Raw genomic sequence first — 15,715 nt, forward strand, 5'->3', positions numbered from 1 at the left:
GCTCAGGCCTCGGTCGACTCGGACGCAGCCTCAGCGGCCTCGTCCTTCTTCTCAGCCTTCTTCTTCTGGGTGATGGCCTCACCCTTGGGCTCGTCGGCCGTGGCGAGCGCCTCGAAGGAGGGGCGCGCCTTCTTCGGCTCGGCGACCTTCAGCGGCTCCGGGGCCGGCAGACCCTTGTGCTTCTGCCAGTCGCCGGTGAGCTTCAGGATGGCCATGACCGGCTCGGTCGGCTGCGCGCCGACACCCAGCCAGTACTGCGCGCGCTCCGAGTCGACCTCGATGCGCGACGGGTTCTGCACCGGGTGGTACAGGCCGATCTCCTCGATGGCCCGGCCATCACGGCGGGTACGGGAGTCGGCGACGACGATGCGGTAGTGAGGCGCGCGGATCTTGCCCAGACGCTTCAGCTTGATCTTGACTGCCACGGAAGTGGTGTCTCCTGGTCTTGACGTGGGTGGGCACGGCGAGATTGCCGCGTGGGGTTGCGGTACCCGAGTGCCCGATGGACGCGTCAGCCGGAGGAGAGAGGGGTCCTATGCGACTGTCGAGTACAGCTAGCCATTGTGCCATACGCCGCCGGGCGGCCGAACCCTCCCCTGGCTCTCAACTGCGCTCGAGCAGGGAGGGGCCCCTCGGCCGCCCCCACCAGTCTCCGGGCGGTCAGCCCACGGCGGCTCCGACGACCTCCGGGATACGGAACGGCTTGCCGCACCCGCCGCACATGATCGGGGCCTGGGCGAGCACCGACGGTACGACGCGGACATTGCGGCCACAGTCACAGACGGCCTTGACGCGGACGCCGCCTCCGGAGGAGCCGTGCCGCGCGGCCGGGCCGCGGAAGCTGCGCTTGGTGTCCGCGGCGGTCGCGACGGTGTGCGCCTTGAGGGCGTGCTGCAGCCGCTCGATCGTCTGCCGGTAGCGCTGCTTCGCCTCGGAGTTGAGCGTGACCAGTGAGAAGCCACTACTGGGGTGCGGTTCCTCGGGGTGGTCGAGGCCCAACTCCTCGGCGATGGCCAGGAATCTGCGGTTGTGGTACCGGCCGGCGCGCGAGGTGTCGCGGATTCCGCGCGTGGCAGCGATGCCGTGGACTGCCTCATGGAGGAGTCGCTCGAAGGAGAGCTCGTGTCCGCAGGCGGACGACGACTCCCCGATCAGGGATTCGGGCGCGGCAAGATCCGGCAGTTCGGGGTGGTGCCGCTGAATGTCGGCCCACGCCCCTGCCAGCTCTGCGGCGAGAACAGGTGGTGTCGTGCTCACGTCGTGACAACGAGCCGGGGTGCCTCTGTGTTCCTATTCCGGGGCATCCCAAATATTTTGCACGTACCAGTCAGTTGCCGCTCATGCATCCGGACGAGGGCGGGTGCGCTGATCTGCGGAGAAGCCGCACAGCTCACACCAAGGTGGTGCGTAGCAACACGTACGCCCCGGCGCGTAGATGCCCGCTCGCGCCGGGGCGTACGTATCGGTCAGTTACGCAAGAGACGTTTCGGCCTCTTCCGCCTCTTTCTCATGATCAGGGGCCGCTCAGTAGGCGCGTGCGACGATCGCGACGTTACCGGGTGTGTCATCGGCGTCCGGCACCGCCCCGTCCGCGGCAAGCAGACACCGTACGGACAGCGCGTGCTCGGCGAGTGTCGCCTCCCCCGCCTCCCCGAGGGTCGCCCACGGGATGCGTGCCCAGCCGCCCGCGGCGGTCGCTTCGATGGCCTCGTCGATGGTGGTGACCTCGGTGGTCCGGGACTCCCGGCGTTCGCGTGACTCCTTGAGGAGCAGCGCCTGGTCCTCTTCGAGGACGGTGGGCAGCAGCCCTGGCAGGGCGTCGACGGACACGGCCTCCTTGCCCCCGGCGATACGGCGGGCGAGCATCGCGGTGCCGTTCTCCAAGTCGCGAGGTCCGACCTCGACCCGTACGGGGACACCCTTCAGCTCCCAGTCGACCGCGCGACGTCCGAAAGGCGTGTCCGTACGGTCGTCGACCTGGACCCGAAGGCCCACCGCCTTCAGGGCGTCGCCGATCTCGTGGACCTTGGCGAGAACGGCCTCGTCACCCTTGATCGCGAGCACCACGACCTGGATGGGGGCGAGCCGGGGCGGTACCCGCAGTCCGTTGTCGTCGCCGTGCATCATCACCAGGGCGCCGATCATGCGGGTCGTCGAGCCCCAGGAGGTCTGCCAGACCAGTTCCTGCCTGCTGTCCTTGGACAGGTACTGGGTGTGGAACGCCTTGGCGAAGTTCTGGCCGAGTTCGTGGCTGGTGCCCATCTGCAGGGCCTTGCCGTCGCCCATCATCCCTTCGAGGGTGAGGGTATTGATGGCGCCCGCGAAACGCTCCTTGGGCGTCTTGCGCCCCAGGATGACGTCCATGGCGAGAACGTTCTCCATGAAGTCCGCGTAGACGTGCCGGTGGATGCGCGCCGCGAAGTCGCGCGCCTCTTCGTACGTCGCGTGCGCCGTGTGGCCCTCCTGCCACAGGAACTCCGTCGTGCGCAGGAAGAGACGGGGGCGCAGTTCCCAACGGACCACATTGGCCCACTGGTTGATGAGGAGCGGGAGGTCGCGGTAGCTCTGGATCCACTTGGAGAAGTACTCGTTGACGATCATCTCCGAGGTGGGGCGGACGACGGCGGGTTCCTCGAGTTCCTTGCCGCCGCCGTGCGTGACCACGGCGAGCTCGGGCGCGAAGCCCTCGACGTGGTCGGCTTCCCTGGCCAGGTAGGACTGCGGGATCAGGAGCGGGAAGTACGCGTTCTGCGTGCCCGTCTCCTTGATGCGGGCGTCCAGGTCCTGCTGCATCCGCTCCCACAGGCCGTAGCCGTACGGTCGGATGACCATCGTGCCGCGCACCGGTCCGTTGTCGGCCAGTTCGGCCTTGGAGATCAGGTCCTGGTACCAGCGCGGGAAGTCTTCCGCCTGGGGCGTGAGAACAGGTGCTTTGGCCATGGCGCGCATGCTACGGCGCGGGCACGGGCGCACGGGAATCCTTTTCGCCCGGATGCCCGCGGCCGTCGGCGGGCCGCTTTTCGGGGGCGCACGACGGTGCACGCGAGCATTGTCGGCACGCCTGCCAAACACCCCCTAGACGTGACGGACGATGCGGAGTTCCCTGGCATACGGGGGGATTGCGAGCAGCGCGCGAACACGGTCGACACACCACAGCGACAACTCTCGGCATCTCTCGGCGGATTGGGGCACTTTCGATGACACCTACGCTCGTGCGGCGACACCTCCCCCACGCGGCCCGTGCGCCGCACGCGGATCTGTGCGCACGCGCGCGTGACTGGTCAGAGATCCAGGAGCGGATGCTGGCACCTGTCTACGAAGCGGTGTACGAGCGGCTGGAGGTCGGCTCGGCCACCCGGCTGCTGGGCCTGGGCTGCGGTTCAGGCCTCGCCCTGCTTCTGGCGGCCTCGCGTGGCGCCACGGTGACAGGCGTCGAGTCCGCGGAGCCCGAGCGTCTGGCACTCGCCCGGGACCGGCTGCTGCCCCCCGCCGGGGAGCGGCGCAAGCCGTCGGCCACCCGGCTGACGGACGGCGGTGAGGACGGCATCACCGTGGCCGAGTCGGGCGACCCCCCGTACAACCTGATCACGGCCTTCCAGCCGATCGGCTGCACGGCAGGGGACGCGGACGGCCTGTCCACGCTTTTGGAGAGCGCGGCGCCGCTGGCGGAGCGAGGGGCTGCCGTGGTGCTCGTCGGATGGGGCCCTCCGGAGCGCTGCACCGCGTCGGCCGTCCTACGGGTGGCCACGAAGCTCGCCGAACCTCTACGTAGTACGGGGAGTTGGCGGCCGGCTCTGCGGGACGACCTGGAGGAGGTGGCCCAGCGGGCCGGGCTGCGGCCCGACGGCTCGGGACGCGTGGCGTGCCCCTTCGGATACGCGGACGCGGAGAGCGCGGTGCGCGGCTTGTTGTCCACCGGTCTGTTCGACGCGGCTGTGAGTGCGACGGACCTGGCCCAGGTGGACAAGGAGGTGACCGAGGCGCTGCAACCGTATGTGCGCCCGGACGGCACCGTCTGGATGCCCAACGTCTTCCGGTACTTGATAGCCCGTACGCCGTGAACTGACCGCACACCGCCGTGACATGGTTCAGCCCTTGGAGAGGCGAGTGATGCCGGCGACCCGGTATGCGTGCGCCTCTTCCAGGGTTTCGTTCTCCAGTAGCGCGGCTGCCAACGCGTCCAGCTTGTCGCGGTTCTCTCGCAACTTGTCGCATGCCTCCTGGTAGCACTCGTCCACGATGCGGCGCATTTCGCCGTCGATCGTGTCGAGGGTGTCGGGGGCGGCGGCGAGTCCGTACGCCTGCTGGGCGTCGTTCGGGAGGGCCGACAGGCGGCCGACCTTCTCGCTCATGCCCCACCGGGCGACCATGCCGCGGGCGATGTTGGTGACCTGTTCGAGGTCGTTCTCAGCCCCGGTCGTGACGACTCCGTAGACGACCTGTTCGGCCGCCATGCCGCCAAGAGCACCGATGATGCGGCCGCGCAGGTACTCCTCCGTGTACGCGTACTTGTCGGCATCCGGGGTGGACAGCGTCACGCCCAGGGCCCTGCCGCGCGGCACGATCGTGATCTTGCGGACCGGGTCGGCGCCGGGCTGGAGCATGCCCAGAAGGGCGTGACCACTCTCGTGGTAGGCGGTGCGGCGGCGTTCCTCGTCGGGCATCACCAGGGGCCGTTCGGCGCCCAGTTGGACCTTCTCCAGCGCTTCGGAGAGGTCGGTCTGGGTGACCTGCTGCTGCTTGCGCTTGACGGCGAGGAGGGCGGCTTCATTGGCGAGGTTGGCGAGATCGGCACCGGTCATGCCCGGCGTCGTACGCGCGACCTGGGCGAGGTCCACGTCGGAGGCGAGCGGGATCTCGCGGGAGTGGATCTTCAGGATGGCCTCGCGGCCGCCGCGGTCGGGGGGCGAGACGTTGACCATGCGGTCGAAGCGGCCGGGCCGGGTGAGGGCGGGGTCGAGGACGTCGGCGCGGTTGGTGGCGGCGATGACGATGACGCCCTCGGAGCCGGTGAACCCGTCCATCTCGGTGAGGATCTGGTTCAGGGTCTGCTCACGCTCGTCGTGGCCACCCATACCGCTGCCGCCGCCCCGCGCCCGGCCGATGGTGTCGATCTCGTCGATGAAGATGATCGACGGGGCGACCTTGCGGGCCTCGGCGAAGAGTTCCCGTACGCGCGAGGCTCCGACGCCGACGATCATCTCGATGAACTCCGAGGCGGAGGCCGAGAAGAACGGCACCCCGGCCTCGCCCGCGACCGCGCGCGCCAGCAGCGTCTTTCCGGTGCCGGGCGGGCCGGCGAGTAGCACGCCGCGCGGCATCCTGGCGCCCATCTTGCGGTACGCGTCGGGATTCTTGAGGAAGTCGACGACATCGTTGAGCTCGCCCTCGACCTCGTCGATGCCGGCGACGTCCTCGAACGTGGTGCGCTTCTTGCCGGGTTCCAACTCGACCGGCTTGGGCGGCTGTTTACGGCCGAGCATGCCGCCCGCGCCGCCCATGCCCTGGCTCATGCGCCGCGCGATGAAGATCCACAGGAAGACGAGGAGCAGCATCGGGGCGAGCGAGATGAGCAGGTTGGACAGGAAGCTGCGCTCCTGGACGACCGGTTCGGCTGTCACGACGACGTCGTGCTTCTCCAGGTTCGACCAGAGGTCGTCGTCGGCGAACGACGGTCGCTGTGTCGTGAACTTCGTGTAGTTCTTGCTGCCACTGTCGCTCTCGTCCGGAGTGGGCTGCTCCTTCTTGAGCTGCCCCTGGATCGCATCACCCTTGGCGTAGATCTTGGTGACGTTGTCGTTGGCGACCTGTTTGCTGAATTCGGTGTACGAGATCGTCGGCTCGTCGCCCTGGTTGAAGAACGACAGCACCAGGTTGGCGATGAGATAGACGACCAGGGCCGTGAGGATGAGCCCGCCCCAGCCGCCGGGCATCTTCCGCTTGGGCGGCTGCTGGGGCGGCGGCGGGGGCGCTCCCTCGGAGCGCCAGGGCTGATCGGTCCGATCGCGCGGGGGTACGGGGTCAGCCACGCCTGTTCTCCTCCTGCCGCCTGCCGCCGAGCACGCGCCGTCTTGGCCGATGAGCCTTGGGCCCATGACCGCACAGATCACCAACCCTTGCCAGTATCCAGAATCCTGGTTACTGTCTGATTTGTGAACGGTTTCGACGAGCGCTTCCTTACGCGCAACGGCCTCGCGGCCCGACAGCTCGCGGTCCTCCTCATGGGCCATGAGCCGGACACGCGGCTGCCGCGCGTAAAGGACTTCGCCCAGGAACTGGGTTGCGGGAACGGAACCGTGCAGGCGGCGCTGCGCCTCCTTGAGGAGGCCGGTGGCATCGCGACCGCCGCTCGGGGCCATCTGGGCACCTTCCTGGTCCGCTCGGACCGCGCCATACTGTGGCGCCTCTCCGGACTCGGCACCCTGCTGGCCGCGATGCCGCTCCCCTATTCACGCCGCTACGAAGGTCTGGCCACCGGCTTGCGCGCCGCCTTCGAAGAGGCCGGTACGCCTTTTGCCATCACCTTCATGCGAGGCGCCGGCGACCGTACGGCCGCCCTTCTTGAGGGCAAGGTCGACCTGGTGGTCCTGTCGCGGCTCGCGGCGGACGGGCTGGTCGAGCAGTACAAGGACCAGCTGGCGCTCGTCGCCGACCTGGGACCGGCCACCTACGTAGGCGCGCACGGATTCCTGGTGCGCGAGGGAGCCTCTCTGGACAGCCCCGGCCTACGGGTCGCGGTCGACCACGCTTCGGAGGACCAGCGCATGCTGGCGGAGCTGGCCTTCGCGGGGCGGAGCGACATCCAGTGGGTCGAGTCGTCGTACATGCAGCTACGTGACCTGTTCGCCCAGAAACAGGCGGATGCCACCGTCTGGAACCTCGACGAGGTGCAGGGCCGGCTCGGCATGGAAGTGGATGTACTGCCCCTGGGCGACGAGGTCACCCGAGATCTGGCGCTGCGCAACTCCAGTGCGGCGATCATCAGCAGGACCGAGGGCGCGAAGGCGCTGTCCGCGGTGCGCGACGCACTCGACCTGTCCCAGGTGGCACAGCTGCAGTCCGAGGTGCTGCGAGGCGAGCGCATCCCTTCGTACTGACGAGAGCCGGCCACGGGCCCGGACCTCCGGGACCTTCACTTCGGCTCAAAATCCAAAATCCCGGTTACTGTCTCACTGAGAAGGTCCCATGGACGACCAACTAGCCCTCCGCATCCAGCTGTTCCGCGAGGGAGGCCAGGTCTCACCGGAGGTCGCCGACTTCGTGACCGCCGAGCTGGCGGCCCTCGAAGCCGAAGGCCGGCCCATCACCGAAGAGAGCGCCGGGATGCTGACCAGCCATCTGATGATGGCGCTCACCCGGCTCCTGGGCGGCGCCCCGATCGGCGAGTTCGTCACGGACGAGCAGGTCGCCGCCGAACTCGCGGACCACCCCGAGGCCGTGGAGCGCGCCCGTCGTGTCTCCGGCCGGGCACATGCGGAACTCGGGGCGACCCTGCCCGAGTCGGAGATCAACTTTCTCGCCCTGCATCTCGCCGTTCTGGCGCAGCAGCCCACCCACTGAGTCCTACGGAAAGAAGGAATAAGCCATGACGAAGATTCTCACCGGCGGCGTCGGCAAGGTCGAAGTGGCGAACACGGTCAAGGAGCTGGGGCTCGACGGCGTCGAGATCACCGTCTCCAGCGACATGGACGCGGCGATGAAGCTGCGCGCCGGGCAGGCCGACTACTTCCTGGGCACCTGCCACACCGGTGCCGGTGCCTCCCTGGGCGTACTCGTCGGCCTGATGGGACAGGCCGCCTGCCACACCTTCGGCCGCGGCGTACCGACAGAGGAGGAGGTCAACTCCCTGCTGGCGGACGGCAAGAAGGTGTTCGGCTTCTCCATGGACCAGATCGACCGGATCGCCCCGCTGATGGCGCGGGCGATCGCGGCCCGCTCGTAGACGCGTAGGACACCACCATGAACACGTCCACGGGCACCGTCCTCGCAGCCGGCGCGAACCTCGACTTCACGCTCGCGCAACAGCTCACCGTGATCGCCCTGTGCGCGCTGACCGCGTTCATCTCGCACATGGCCCTGGCCGTCTTCAACGACGGCGTGCGCCCCTTCATGCTCGACTTCATCCAGGGGCGGTCCACCCGCAGCGCCACCACGGCGGTCTCCTTCGGTCTCTCCGCCGGGTTCATCTTCGGCCTGGGCGCTCCGATGGCCCTGTCCACGGGCGTCCTCAACCCATGGCTGGTGTTCCTGCCGACCGACATCCTGGGCATCCTGTCGCCCAAGAAGTGGCTCGCGCCGATCCTCGGCGGAGCCTGGGGCGCGGTCGTCGTCTTCGGTCTGAACGGCGCCAACAACCTCGCGCACGACCTGCCCGTCGACTTCCTGACCGCGATGCAGCAGATGTCGACGCCGATCCTGTTCCTGTTCACCCTGTTCCCGGTGCTCGCCATCACCAAGCAGTTCGGGCGCAAGTGGGGCGCGATCGCGGGCGTGGCCGAACTGGCCCTGGTCATCATGACCATGAAGCTGTGGCCGAACGTCTTCGCCGGTGCCATCGCCATGGCGGTCGGCGTCCTGATGCTGATCTCCCTCGCGATCGCCAAGGACCTCAAGCAGCGCAAGACCGACCGGGCGAACGACGTCGAGGAGATCGCCCTCGCCGACGACCCGATGGCCTCCCTGTTCAGCGCGAGCGCGGCCCGGCTCCGCAGGTATCTGCCGCTGTTCATGGTGCTCGGCGCGGGCGTCTGCGTGCTGGCCCAGATGCACATCTTCGGCGGCGGCGAGGCGACCAGCTTCCTGATCGCCAAGGGCCATTACGGGGAAGCGGCCCAGGTCGACTTCTACCGCGTCTTCGGCTTCATCCCGCTGATCGCGACGACGGCCCTGGCCTCCGGCGCGTACGGCATCGCGGGCTTCACGCTCGTCTATCCCATCGGCTACCTCATGCCGAACCCGTTCGTCGCGGCCGTCGTCGGCGCCCTCGTCTTCGCGGCCGAGGTGCTCGCCCTGTCCTATATCGGCAAGGTCCTCGGCAAGCTGCCGAGTGTGCGCGACTCGTCGGAGCACCTGCGCAGCGCGATCTCCGACACGCTTCAACTGGCCATCCTGTTCGGCTCGCTGATGGCGGCGAACGCGATGGGCGCGGGGCTCGGCATCCTCATCGTGGGCGGGCTGTACCTGCTCAACGAGGCGATGGGCCGGCCGGTCGTGCGGATGGCGGCGGCCCCCGCGGCCGTGATCGTCGGCGGCATCCTGCTCAATGTCCTGTACTGGCTGAACCTGTTCACCCCGCTCAAGACCTGAGCGGCTCGGCCCGCCGCGCACCCGACTTTTCACGCTCCGTGAAATTCTCCCCACATTTCGTCACTCTCCGTGGAACTCGTGGGGGACGCGAGCCGTTGAGGGAGTGAACGGGCCGCCGACCGAGGCCGACAGCACCACCCAACCCGCCGGATCAGATCGCCGTGTCAGAGCGCCGGGTCAGGACGCCGGAAAGGAACACCCTCACCATGCACACCACCACTCTCCACACCGTCACGGGACCCCTTTCCTACGAAGCCGTCCGCGGGCCCGTCCTCTCCCATGAGCACCTCGTCCTGGACCTGGACCTCAAGGGTGACGGTGGCGCGATCCTCGACGCCGAGCGACACGGCGCGGCGGTGAGCGCCGAACTCGCGTCGCTGCGCGACGAGTTCGACCTCTCTCTCGTCATAGAGCTGACCTGCCGCGGGATGGGACGCGATCCCGGTGCACTCGCCGCGATCGCGCGAGAGTCGGGGGTCGCGGTCGTCGCGGCCACCGGCTGGTACTACGAGCCGTTCCATACACCGGAGTTGACAGGGGCGAGCGTCGAGGAGCTTGCGGGAAGCCTCGTGCGTGAGATCGAGGACGGTTTCGGCGCCACCGGCATCCGGCCCGGCGTCCTCGGCGAGGTCGGCAGCCACGGCGACGTGCCGAGCGAACCCGAGAGCCGTTCGCTGCGCGCCGCCGCCCGGGCCGCCGTCGCCACGGGCCTGTCCGTCGCCACGCACGCCCAGCTGGGGCGCGGCGGCCTCGCCCAGCTGGAGCTGCTCACCGCGGAAGGGCTGCCTGCGCACCGCGTCTCCGTCGGACACCAGGATCTACTGGACGATCCGGTCGTACACAAGGAGCTCGCGGCGAGTGGCGCGTACGTCGCGTTCGACACGGTCGGCAAAGAGAACTACCAGAGCGACACCACCCGGCTGCGACTGCTGCTCGGGCTGATCGAGGCGGGCCACGCCGACCGGGCCCTGCTCAGCTGCGACATCTCCCGGCACGGGTACCTGCTGTCGGAGGGCGGCCAGGGCTACGGCCATCTGTTCCGCTCGTTCCTGCCGCGCCTGCGGGCAGCCGGGGTGGACGACGACCTGATCGACCTCATGACACGGCGCAATCCCCTGCGCTTCCTGACCGGCGCGAGCACGGAGGAGATCTGACCATGCCCCTCGCGAACTCCCCTTCACTGCCGAAGACCCACCCGCTCGCCACTGTTCCCGTCGAGGAGGCCACTGAGCGCCAGTTCCGGCTTCTGGAGTGCACGGCCGCGCACTTCCAGGGCCCCGAGCTGTTCGCCGCGGACGCGGGTGTGGTGCCCGGCCTCGGCCGGCCGAGGACCACCGCCCAGGTGGAGGCCGTGCTCGCCGACTTCTTCGGTGCCGAGGACGCCGCGTTCGTCCAGGGCGCGGGCACGGGTGCCATCCGTGCCGCGCTGAGCGCCGCGGTGAGTGCGGGCGATCCGCTGCTCATCCACCGGGCTCCCGTCTACCGCACCACTGAAGTCACCTTGCGCGGCCTGGGTGTACAGACGCACGAGGTCGACTTCAACGACCTCGATGCGCTGCGCGCCGCGCTCGGCTCCGGCCGGTTCCGCTGGGCGTACGTGCAGCACACGCGCCAGCGGCTCGGCGACTCGTACGACCCGGGCGAGGTGCTGGCCGCCTGCCGCGCGGCCGGGGTCCGCACGATCGTCGACGACAACTACGCGGTGCTGCGCGTCCCGGCCTCCGGTGTCGAACTGGGCGCGGACGCCTCCTGCTTCTCCCTGTTCAAACTGCACGGCCCGGAGGGCGTGGGCGTCGTGGTCGGCGCCCGTGACCTCGTCGAGCATGTACGCGGGGACAACTACTCGGGGGGCGGCCAGGTCCAGGGCCACCAAGCACTCGACGCGCTGCGTGCCCTTACGCACGTGCCGGTGATGTGGGCCCTGCAGTCGAGGGTCGGCGCCGAGGTGGCCGAGCGCCTGTCGGCCGGTGAGGTGCCGGGCGTCGCCGAAGTGCGGCTCGCCAACGCGCAGGACCGCTGCCTGCTGGTGCGGCTCGACCGACCCGTCGCACGCGATCTGCCCGCTGTGGCGGCGAGATTCGGGGCGGCGCCCTACCCGGTGGGCTCCAACTCCCGGTACGAGATCGCGCCGCTCTTCTATCGCATGTCCAGCTCCTCCCTCGACGACGCCCCGGAGCTCGCCGACTGGACGGTCCGGATCAATCCGATGCGGGCGGGCGCAGACCTGGTCGTCGACATCCTGCGCCGCTCGCTCCACGAACTCAGCAAGGACTGACCGACCGTGTTTCTCGACAGTCTGCTCACCCGCAACCCCGAACTGATCGACGCGGCGGCCGATCTTCACCGCCGCGGCGTGATTCCGCCGGACACCTATGTGATGGACCTCGACGCGATCGAGGGGAACGCGGCGTTGCTCGCCGCGGAGGCCGAGCGGCTCGGCCTGAGCCTCTGGTTCGTCGTCAAGCAGCTCGGCCGCAACCCCGAGCTGATCAAGGCCATCGCCCGCCACATCCCGAAGTACGCCGCCATCGACGCACCCGAGGCCCGCACCCTGCACGCGACAGGCGCGCAGGCGGGCAACCTCGGGCATCTGGTCCAGATCCCGCACCGTGCGCTGCCCGAGATGCTGGCGTGGCAACCCGAGACGGTGACCGTGTACGACGTGGCGAACGCGCGGGCGGTGTCCGACGCCGCGCGCGAACTCGGCCTCGTACAGGACGTGTTGATTCGTCTGGAGGGGGCGCCGGGGTCCGTCTATCCCGGGCAGGAGGGCGGCGTCCCACTCGCCGGTATAGATGAGTTCGCCGCGGCTGTGGAGCGGCTTCCGGGGGTGCGGATCGCGGGTGTCACGGCGTTCCCCTGCGTGCTGTGCGACCCGGCCACGGGCCTGCCGGCCCCCACACCGAACTTCGACCTCGCGCGCACGGCACGTCAGGCGCTGGCCGCGCGCGGGCACGAGGGCCTCAAGCTCAGCGCCCCCAGCGCCACCTCGATGGCGACGCTCCCGCTGCTCGCCGAGCTCGGGGCCACGCACGGCGAGCCCGGCCACTCCCTCACCGGCACCACCCCGCTGCACGCGCGGGATCTCGGCCAGCCCGAGAAGCCCGCCTACGTGTACGTCACGGAGGTCGCGCACACCCTCGCCGACGGCCGGCCCGCGGTATTCGGAGGCGGCTTCTACGCGCGTTCCCACATCACGTCGGCGCTGCTCCCCCGCACCGGCCTGCGCGTGCCGGTGCAGGACGCGCCACCGGAGAACATCGACTACTACCGACTGCTCGACGCACCCGGGCCCGGCGCCGATGTACGGCCGGGCGATACCGCGCTGCTCGCGTTCCGTACGCAGATCTTCGTGACGCGCTCGACGGTCGCGGTGGTGGCCGGCCTCTCGACCGGGGCGCCCCGCCTCGTCGGGCTGTACGACGCACAAGGGAAGGCCGCCTCATGAGCAAGACCGTGATCGTGGTGGTGGACGGGTTCGGCGTCGGCGCCATGTCGGACGCGGGAGCCTTGCGCCCCGGTGACCTGGCCGCCGACACCTGCGGGCACGTGCTCGACCGGTGCCGGGAGGCGTTCGGCAGACCGCTGCGGCTGCCCGTGCTCGGCGCGCTCGGCCTCGGCCTGGTCCACCCGCATGCCGATCTGGCCCGGCACACCCACTTGCCGGTGGCAGTGGGGCGGGCCGCGCTCGGCTACCCGGGGGCGGACACGTTCGCCGGGCACCAGACGATGATGGGCGCGGACTTCAGCCGGGTGACGGTGGCCCGGCTCGCCGAGCACCTGGACGAGGTGACACAGGTCCTCACAGAGGCTGGCCACCAGGTCGAGCGGCTCGACGGAAAGCCCCTGTTGGTCGTCGACGGCGCGGTCCTCGTGCACGACAACCTGGAGGCGGACCCGGGGATCAACTGGAACGCGTCGGGGCGACTCGACGACATCGACTTTGCCGGCATCCTGGCCATCGCCCGTACGGTACGGGCCGTCGCACCGGTCGCCCGGGTCATCGCGGTGGGCGGCCACGCGGAGGGCGCCCTGGGCGCGTATGTCCGCGCGGGCGACGGCGGCACGGTCGGCCTGGACACCCCGGCCAGCGGCTTCTACCGCAACGGCGGGCTCCAAGTGCAGCACCTGGGTGCCGAGTTGGACCACACCCGGCAGCTGCCGGACCTGGCGGCGCGGGCGGGCATCCCGGTGACGCTCGTGGGCAAGGCGGCGGACATCCTGGCCTGCGAGGCGGCGGTGCGGCGGCCCGCCGTGGACACGGCAGAGGTCCTCGCGCACACCCTGGAGGCGGTGCGGGCCGACGGAGACGCGCTGGTCGTGGCGAACGTGCAGGAGTCGGACCTCGCCGGGCACCAGCAGGACGTCGAGCGGTACGGACGGATCCTGGAGCAGGTCGACGCGGGCCTGGCGGCTCTGCTGTCCCTGCTGTCCGAGCCCGGCGACCGACTGATCGTCACGGGCGACCACGGCAACGACCCGACGATCGGTCACGCCTTCCACACGCGCGAGTACGTGCCCGTGCTGATCCACCGCCCCGAGGCGCCGGGTCCGGAGCTCTTGCCGGACGCCACGAGCCTGGCCGACGTGGGCGCCACGGCAGCGGCGGCACTGGGCCTCGACCCGGCGGATCTGGCCAGCGGCACGGAGATACGCGGGGCCGCCACGCGGGCCGCCTGACCACCTCCGTAGGGACCTCCGTACAGAGGTGAGGGGCGCCCGCACCAGCGAGCGCCCCTCTCCCCTCCGTATACGGAAAGGTCACCGACCCATGACGTCAGCCCATGAACTTCTTGAACTCGTCGGGGAGTTCGAAGTCCTTGCCGCCCTGCTGGTCGGCGCCGGGCAGGCCCAGCGCGCCGCCCGCCTCAGCGGCGGCCGCACGCCGGGCGGCCTCGTCCTGCTCCTGCTGCTTGCGCTTCATCGGGTTGCCGGAGCGCTGCTTGCCCTTGGCCTTCTTCGCCTGCTTCTTCTGCCGACCGGCTCCGCCACCCATGCCGGGCAGGCCGGGCATCCCCGGCATGCCGCCGCCCTGGGCCATGCGGGACATCATCTTGCGGGCCTCGAAGAACCGCTCGACCAGGTTCTTGACCGCGCTGACCTCGACACCGGAACCCTTGGCGATTCGGGCGCGACGCGAACCGTTGATGATCGCGGCGTCGGCGCGCTCGGCCGGGGTCATCGACTTGATGATGGCCGCGGTGCGGTCGACGTCACGCTCGTCCAGATTGGCGATCTGGTCCTTCATCTGGGCCATACCCGGCAGCATGCCGAGCAGCTTGGAGATGGAGCCCATCTTCCTGACCTGCTCCATCTGCGCCAGGAAGTCGTCGAGCGTGAAGTCCTGACCCTTCTTGGAGGCCAGCTTCGAGGCCATCTTCTCGGCCTCTTGCTGCGAGAAGGTCTGCTCGGCCTTCTCGATCAGCGTGAGCATGTCGCCCATGCCGAGAATGCGGGACGCCATGCGGTCCGGGTGGAACGCGTCGAAGTCGTCCAGCTTCTCGCCGTTCGAGGCGAACATGATCTGTCGGCCGGTGACGTGCGCGATCGACAGCGCCGCACCACCGCGCGCGTCACCGTCGAGCTTCGACAGCACGACACCGTCGAAGCCGACACCGTCGCGGAATGCCTCGGCCGTGTTGACCGCGTCCTGACCGATCATCGCGTCGACGACGAACAGGACCTCGTCGGGCGAGACCGCGTCGCGGATGTCCGCGGCCTGCTGCATCAGCTCCTGGTCGATACCCAGGCGGCCGGCGGTGTCGACGATGACGATGTCGAAGACCTTCGACTTCGCGTACTCGATGGAGTCCTGGGCGACCTTGACCGGATCGCCCACACCATTGCCCGGCTCGGGGGCGTAGATGCCGACGCCGGCCCGCTCGGCGACGACGCTGAGCTGGTTCACGGCGTTCGGGCGCTGCAGGTCGCAGGCGACGAGCAGCGGGGAGTGGCCCTGGGACTTGAGCCAGTGGCCGAGCTTGCCCGCGAGGGTCGTCTTACCGGCACCCTGCAGACCCGCGAGCATGATCACGGTCGGCGCGGTCTTGGCGAAGCGCAGGCGGCGGGTCTCGCCACCGAGGATGCCGACGAGCTCCTCGTTGACGATCTTGATGACCTGCTGGGCGGGGTTCAGCGCCTGGGAGACCTCAACGCCGGCAGCGCGCTCCTTGACCTGCTTGATGAAGGCGCGGACGACGGGCAGGGCCACGTCGGCTTCCAGCAGGGCGATCCGGATCTCGCGCGCCGTAGCGTCGATGTCCGCCTCGCTGAGGCGACCCTTGCCACGGAGATTCTTGAATGTCGCTGCGAGGCGATCGGAAAGAGTGTCGAACACGGCGGTCGCGAATCCTCGGGTCGGGTGGCTCTACGGACAGGTCGCCTTCCAGGGTATCTGTCGCGACGGATT

The 15,715-nt window shown here is 69.4% G+C and carries 14 protein-coding genes; 9 read left to right on the forward strand and 5 right to left on the reverse strand.

Going from position 1 to position 15,715, the window contains the following annotated elements; all coding sequences use genetic code 11:
- Positions 1-2: 2 nt before the first annotated feature.
- From rpsP to proS, 3 genes are all read right to left on the reverse strand, one after another.
- The gene (gene rpsP, locus ACIREE_RS22160) at positions 3-425 is read right to left on the reverse strand and encodes a 30S ribosomal protein S16 (protein WP_404154687.1); all 423 of its coding nucleotides are present in this window, start codon (positions 423-425) and stop codon (positions 3-5) included.
- 235 nt (positions 426-660) lie between these two features.
- On the reverse strand, positions 661-1,257 hold the full coding sequence (locus ACIREE_RS22165) for a hypothetical protein (protein WP_404154690.1): 597 nt from the start codon (positions 1,255-1,257) through the stop codon (positions 661-663).
- Positions 1,258-1,524: 267 nt separating this feature from the next.
- Positions 1,525-2,940, reverse strand: coding sequence for a proline--tRNA ligase (gene proS, locus ACIREE_RS22170; RefSeq protein ID WP_404154693.1), 1,416 nt, complete (start codon positions 2,938-2,940; stop codon positions 1,525-1,527).
- Between the two features lie 257 nt (positions 2,941-3,197).
- On the opposite strand from proS, the gene ACIREE_RS22175 reads away from it, so the two are divergent.
- Positions 3,198-4,061 (forward strand): SAM-dependent methyltransferase, encoded by an 864-nt coding sequence (locus tag ACIREE_RS22175; protein ID WP_404154696.1) that lies wholly within the window; start codon positions 3,198-3,200, stop codon positions 4,059-4,061.
- Positions 4,062-4,088: 27 nt separating this feature from the next.
- Here ACIREE_RS22175 and ftsH read toward each other — a convergent pair whose 3' ends face one another.
- Positions 4,089-6,029, reverse strand: a complete 1,941-nt coding sequence (gene ftsH / locus ACIREE_RS22180; protein WP_404154698.1) for an ATP-dependent zinc metalloprotease FtsH — start codon at positions 6,027-6,029, stop codon at positions 4,089-4,091.
- Positions 6,030-6,152: 123 nt separating this feature from the next.
- Between ftsH and yhfZ the strand changes: the two genes are divergently transcribed.
- The 8 genes from yhfZ (at position 6,153) to ACIREE_RS22220 (ending at position 13,986) form a co-directional block, all read left to right on the forward strand.
- The gene (gene yhfZ / locus ACIREE_RS22185; RefSeq protein WP_404154701.1) at positions 6,153-7,097 is read left to right on the forward strand and encodes a GntR family transcriptional regulator YhfZ; all 945 of its coding nucleotides are present in this window, start codon (positions 6,153-6,155) and stop codon (positions 7,095-7,097) included.
- 88 nt (positions 7,098-7,185) lie between these two features.
- Positions 7,186-7,560, forward strand: a complete 375-nt coding sequence (locus ACIREE_RS22190) for a PRD domain-containing protein (protein WP_404154704.1) — start codon at positions 7,186-7,188, stop codon at positions 7,558-7,560.
- A 25-nt stretch (positions 7,561-7,585) separates the two neighbouring features.
- Positions 7,586-7,942, forward strand: a complete 357-nt coding sequence (locus ACIREE_RS22195; protein WP_404154707.1) for a DUF2620 domain-containing protein — start codon at positions 7,586-7,588, stop codon at positions 7,940-7,942.
- Between the two features lie 17 nt (positions 7,943-7,959).
- Complete coding sequence (locus ACIREE_RS22200) at positions 7,960-9,306, forward strand: YhfT family protein (RefSeq protein ID WP_404154709.1); 1,347 nt, start codon at positions 7,960-7,962, stop codon at positions 9,304-9,306.
- Between the two features lie 206 nt (positions 9,307-9,512).
- Positions 9,513-10,460, forward strand: coding sequence for a phosphotriesterase (locus ACIREE_RS22205; RefSeq protein WP_404154712.1), 948 nt, complete (start codon positions 9,513-9,515; stop codon positions 10,458-10,460).
- A gap of 2 nt (positions 10,461-10,462) precedes the next feature.
- Positions 10,463-11,581: an aminotransferase class V-fold PLP-dependent enzyme gene (locus ACIREE_RS22210; protein WP_404154715.1), complete on the forward strand. Its 1,119-nt coding sequence runs from the start codon at positions 10,463-10,465 to the stop codon at positions 11,579-11,581.
- 6 nt (positions 11,582-11,587) lie between these two features.
- Positions 11,588-12,754, forward strand: coding sequence for an alanine racemase (locus ACIREE_RS22215; RefSeq protein ID WP_404154718.1), 1,167 nt, complete (start codon positions 11,588-11,590; stop codon positions 12,752-12,754).
- Entirely contained in the window at positions 12,751-13,986 is a 1,236-nt protein-coding gene (locus ACIREE_RS22220; protein ID WP_404154721.1) for a phosphopentomutase, read from the forward strand. The genes ACIREE_RS22215 and ACIREE_RS22220 overlap by 4 nt, the downstream gene beginning before the upstream one ends.
- A 97-nt stretch (positions 13,987-14,083) precedes the next feature.
- Here the strand turns inward: ACIREE_RS22220 and ffh are convergent, their stop codons facing one another.
- Positions 14,084-15,643 (reverse strand): signal recognition particle protein, encoded by a 1,560-nt coding sequence (ffh, locus tag ACIREE_RS22225; protein ID WP_404154724.1) that lies wholly within the window; start codon positions 15,641-15,643, stop codon positions 14,084-14,086.
- Positions 15,644-15,715: the final 72 nt, after the last annotated feature.

Source organism: Streptomyces sp. NPDC102467, from assembly GCF_044765445.1.
In the GTDB taxonomy this organism is placed as follows: domain Bacteria; phylum Actinomycetota; class Actinomycetes; order Streptomycetales; family Streptomycetaceae; genus Streptomyces.

What these genes read in the sequence shown, in the direction of transcription:
- ACIREE_RS22200 (WP_404154709.1), top strand. Translation starts at nt 7,960, where the DNA reads ATGAACACGTCCACGGGCACCGTCCTCGCAGCCGGCGCGAACCTCGAC.
- ACIREE_RS22175 (WP_404154696.1), top strand. Translation starts at nt 3,198, where the DNA reads ATGACACCTACGCTCGTGCGGCGACACCTCCCCCACGCGGCCCGTGCG.
- ACIREE_RS22195 (WP_404154707.1), top strand. Translation starts at nt 7,586, where the DNA reads ATGACGAAGATTCTCACCGGCGGCGTCGGCAAGGTCGAAGTGGCGAAC.
- ACIREE_RS22205 (WP_404154712.1), top strand. Translation starts at nt 9,513, where the DNA reads ATGCACACCACCACTCTCCACACCGTCACGGGACCCCTTTCCTACGAA.
- ACIREE_RS22220 (WP_404154721.1), top strand. Translation starts at nt 12,751, where the DNA reads ATGAGCAAGACCGTGATCGTGGTGGTGGACGGGTTCGGCGTCGGCGCC.
- ACIREE_RS22190 (WP_404154704.1), top strand. Translation starts at nt 7,186, where the DNA reads ATGGACGACCAACTAGCCCTCCGCATCCAGCTGTTCCGCGAGGGAGGC.
- ACIREE_RS22210 (WP_404154715.1), top strand. Translation starts at nt 10,463, where the DNA reads ATGCCCCTCGCGAACTCCCCTTCACTGCCGAAGACCCACCCGCTCGCC.
- proS (WP_404154693.1), bottom strand. Translation starts at nt 2,940, where the DNA reads ATGGCCAAAGCACCTGTTCTCACGCCCCAGGCGGAAGACTTCCCGCGC.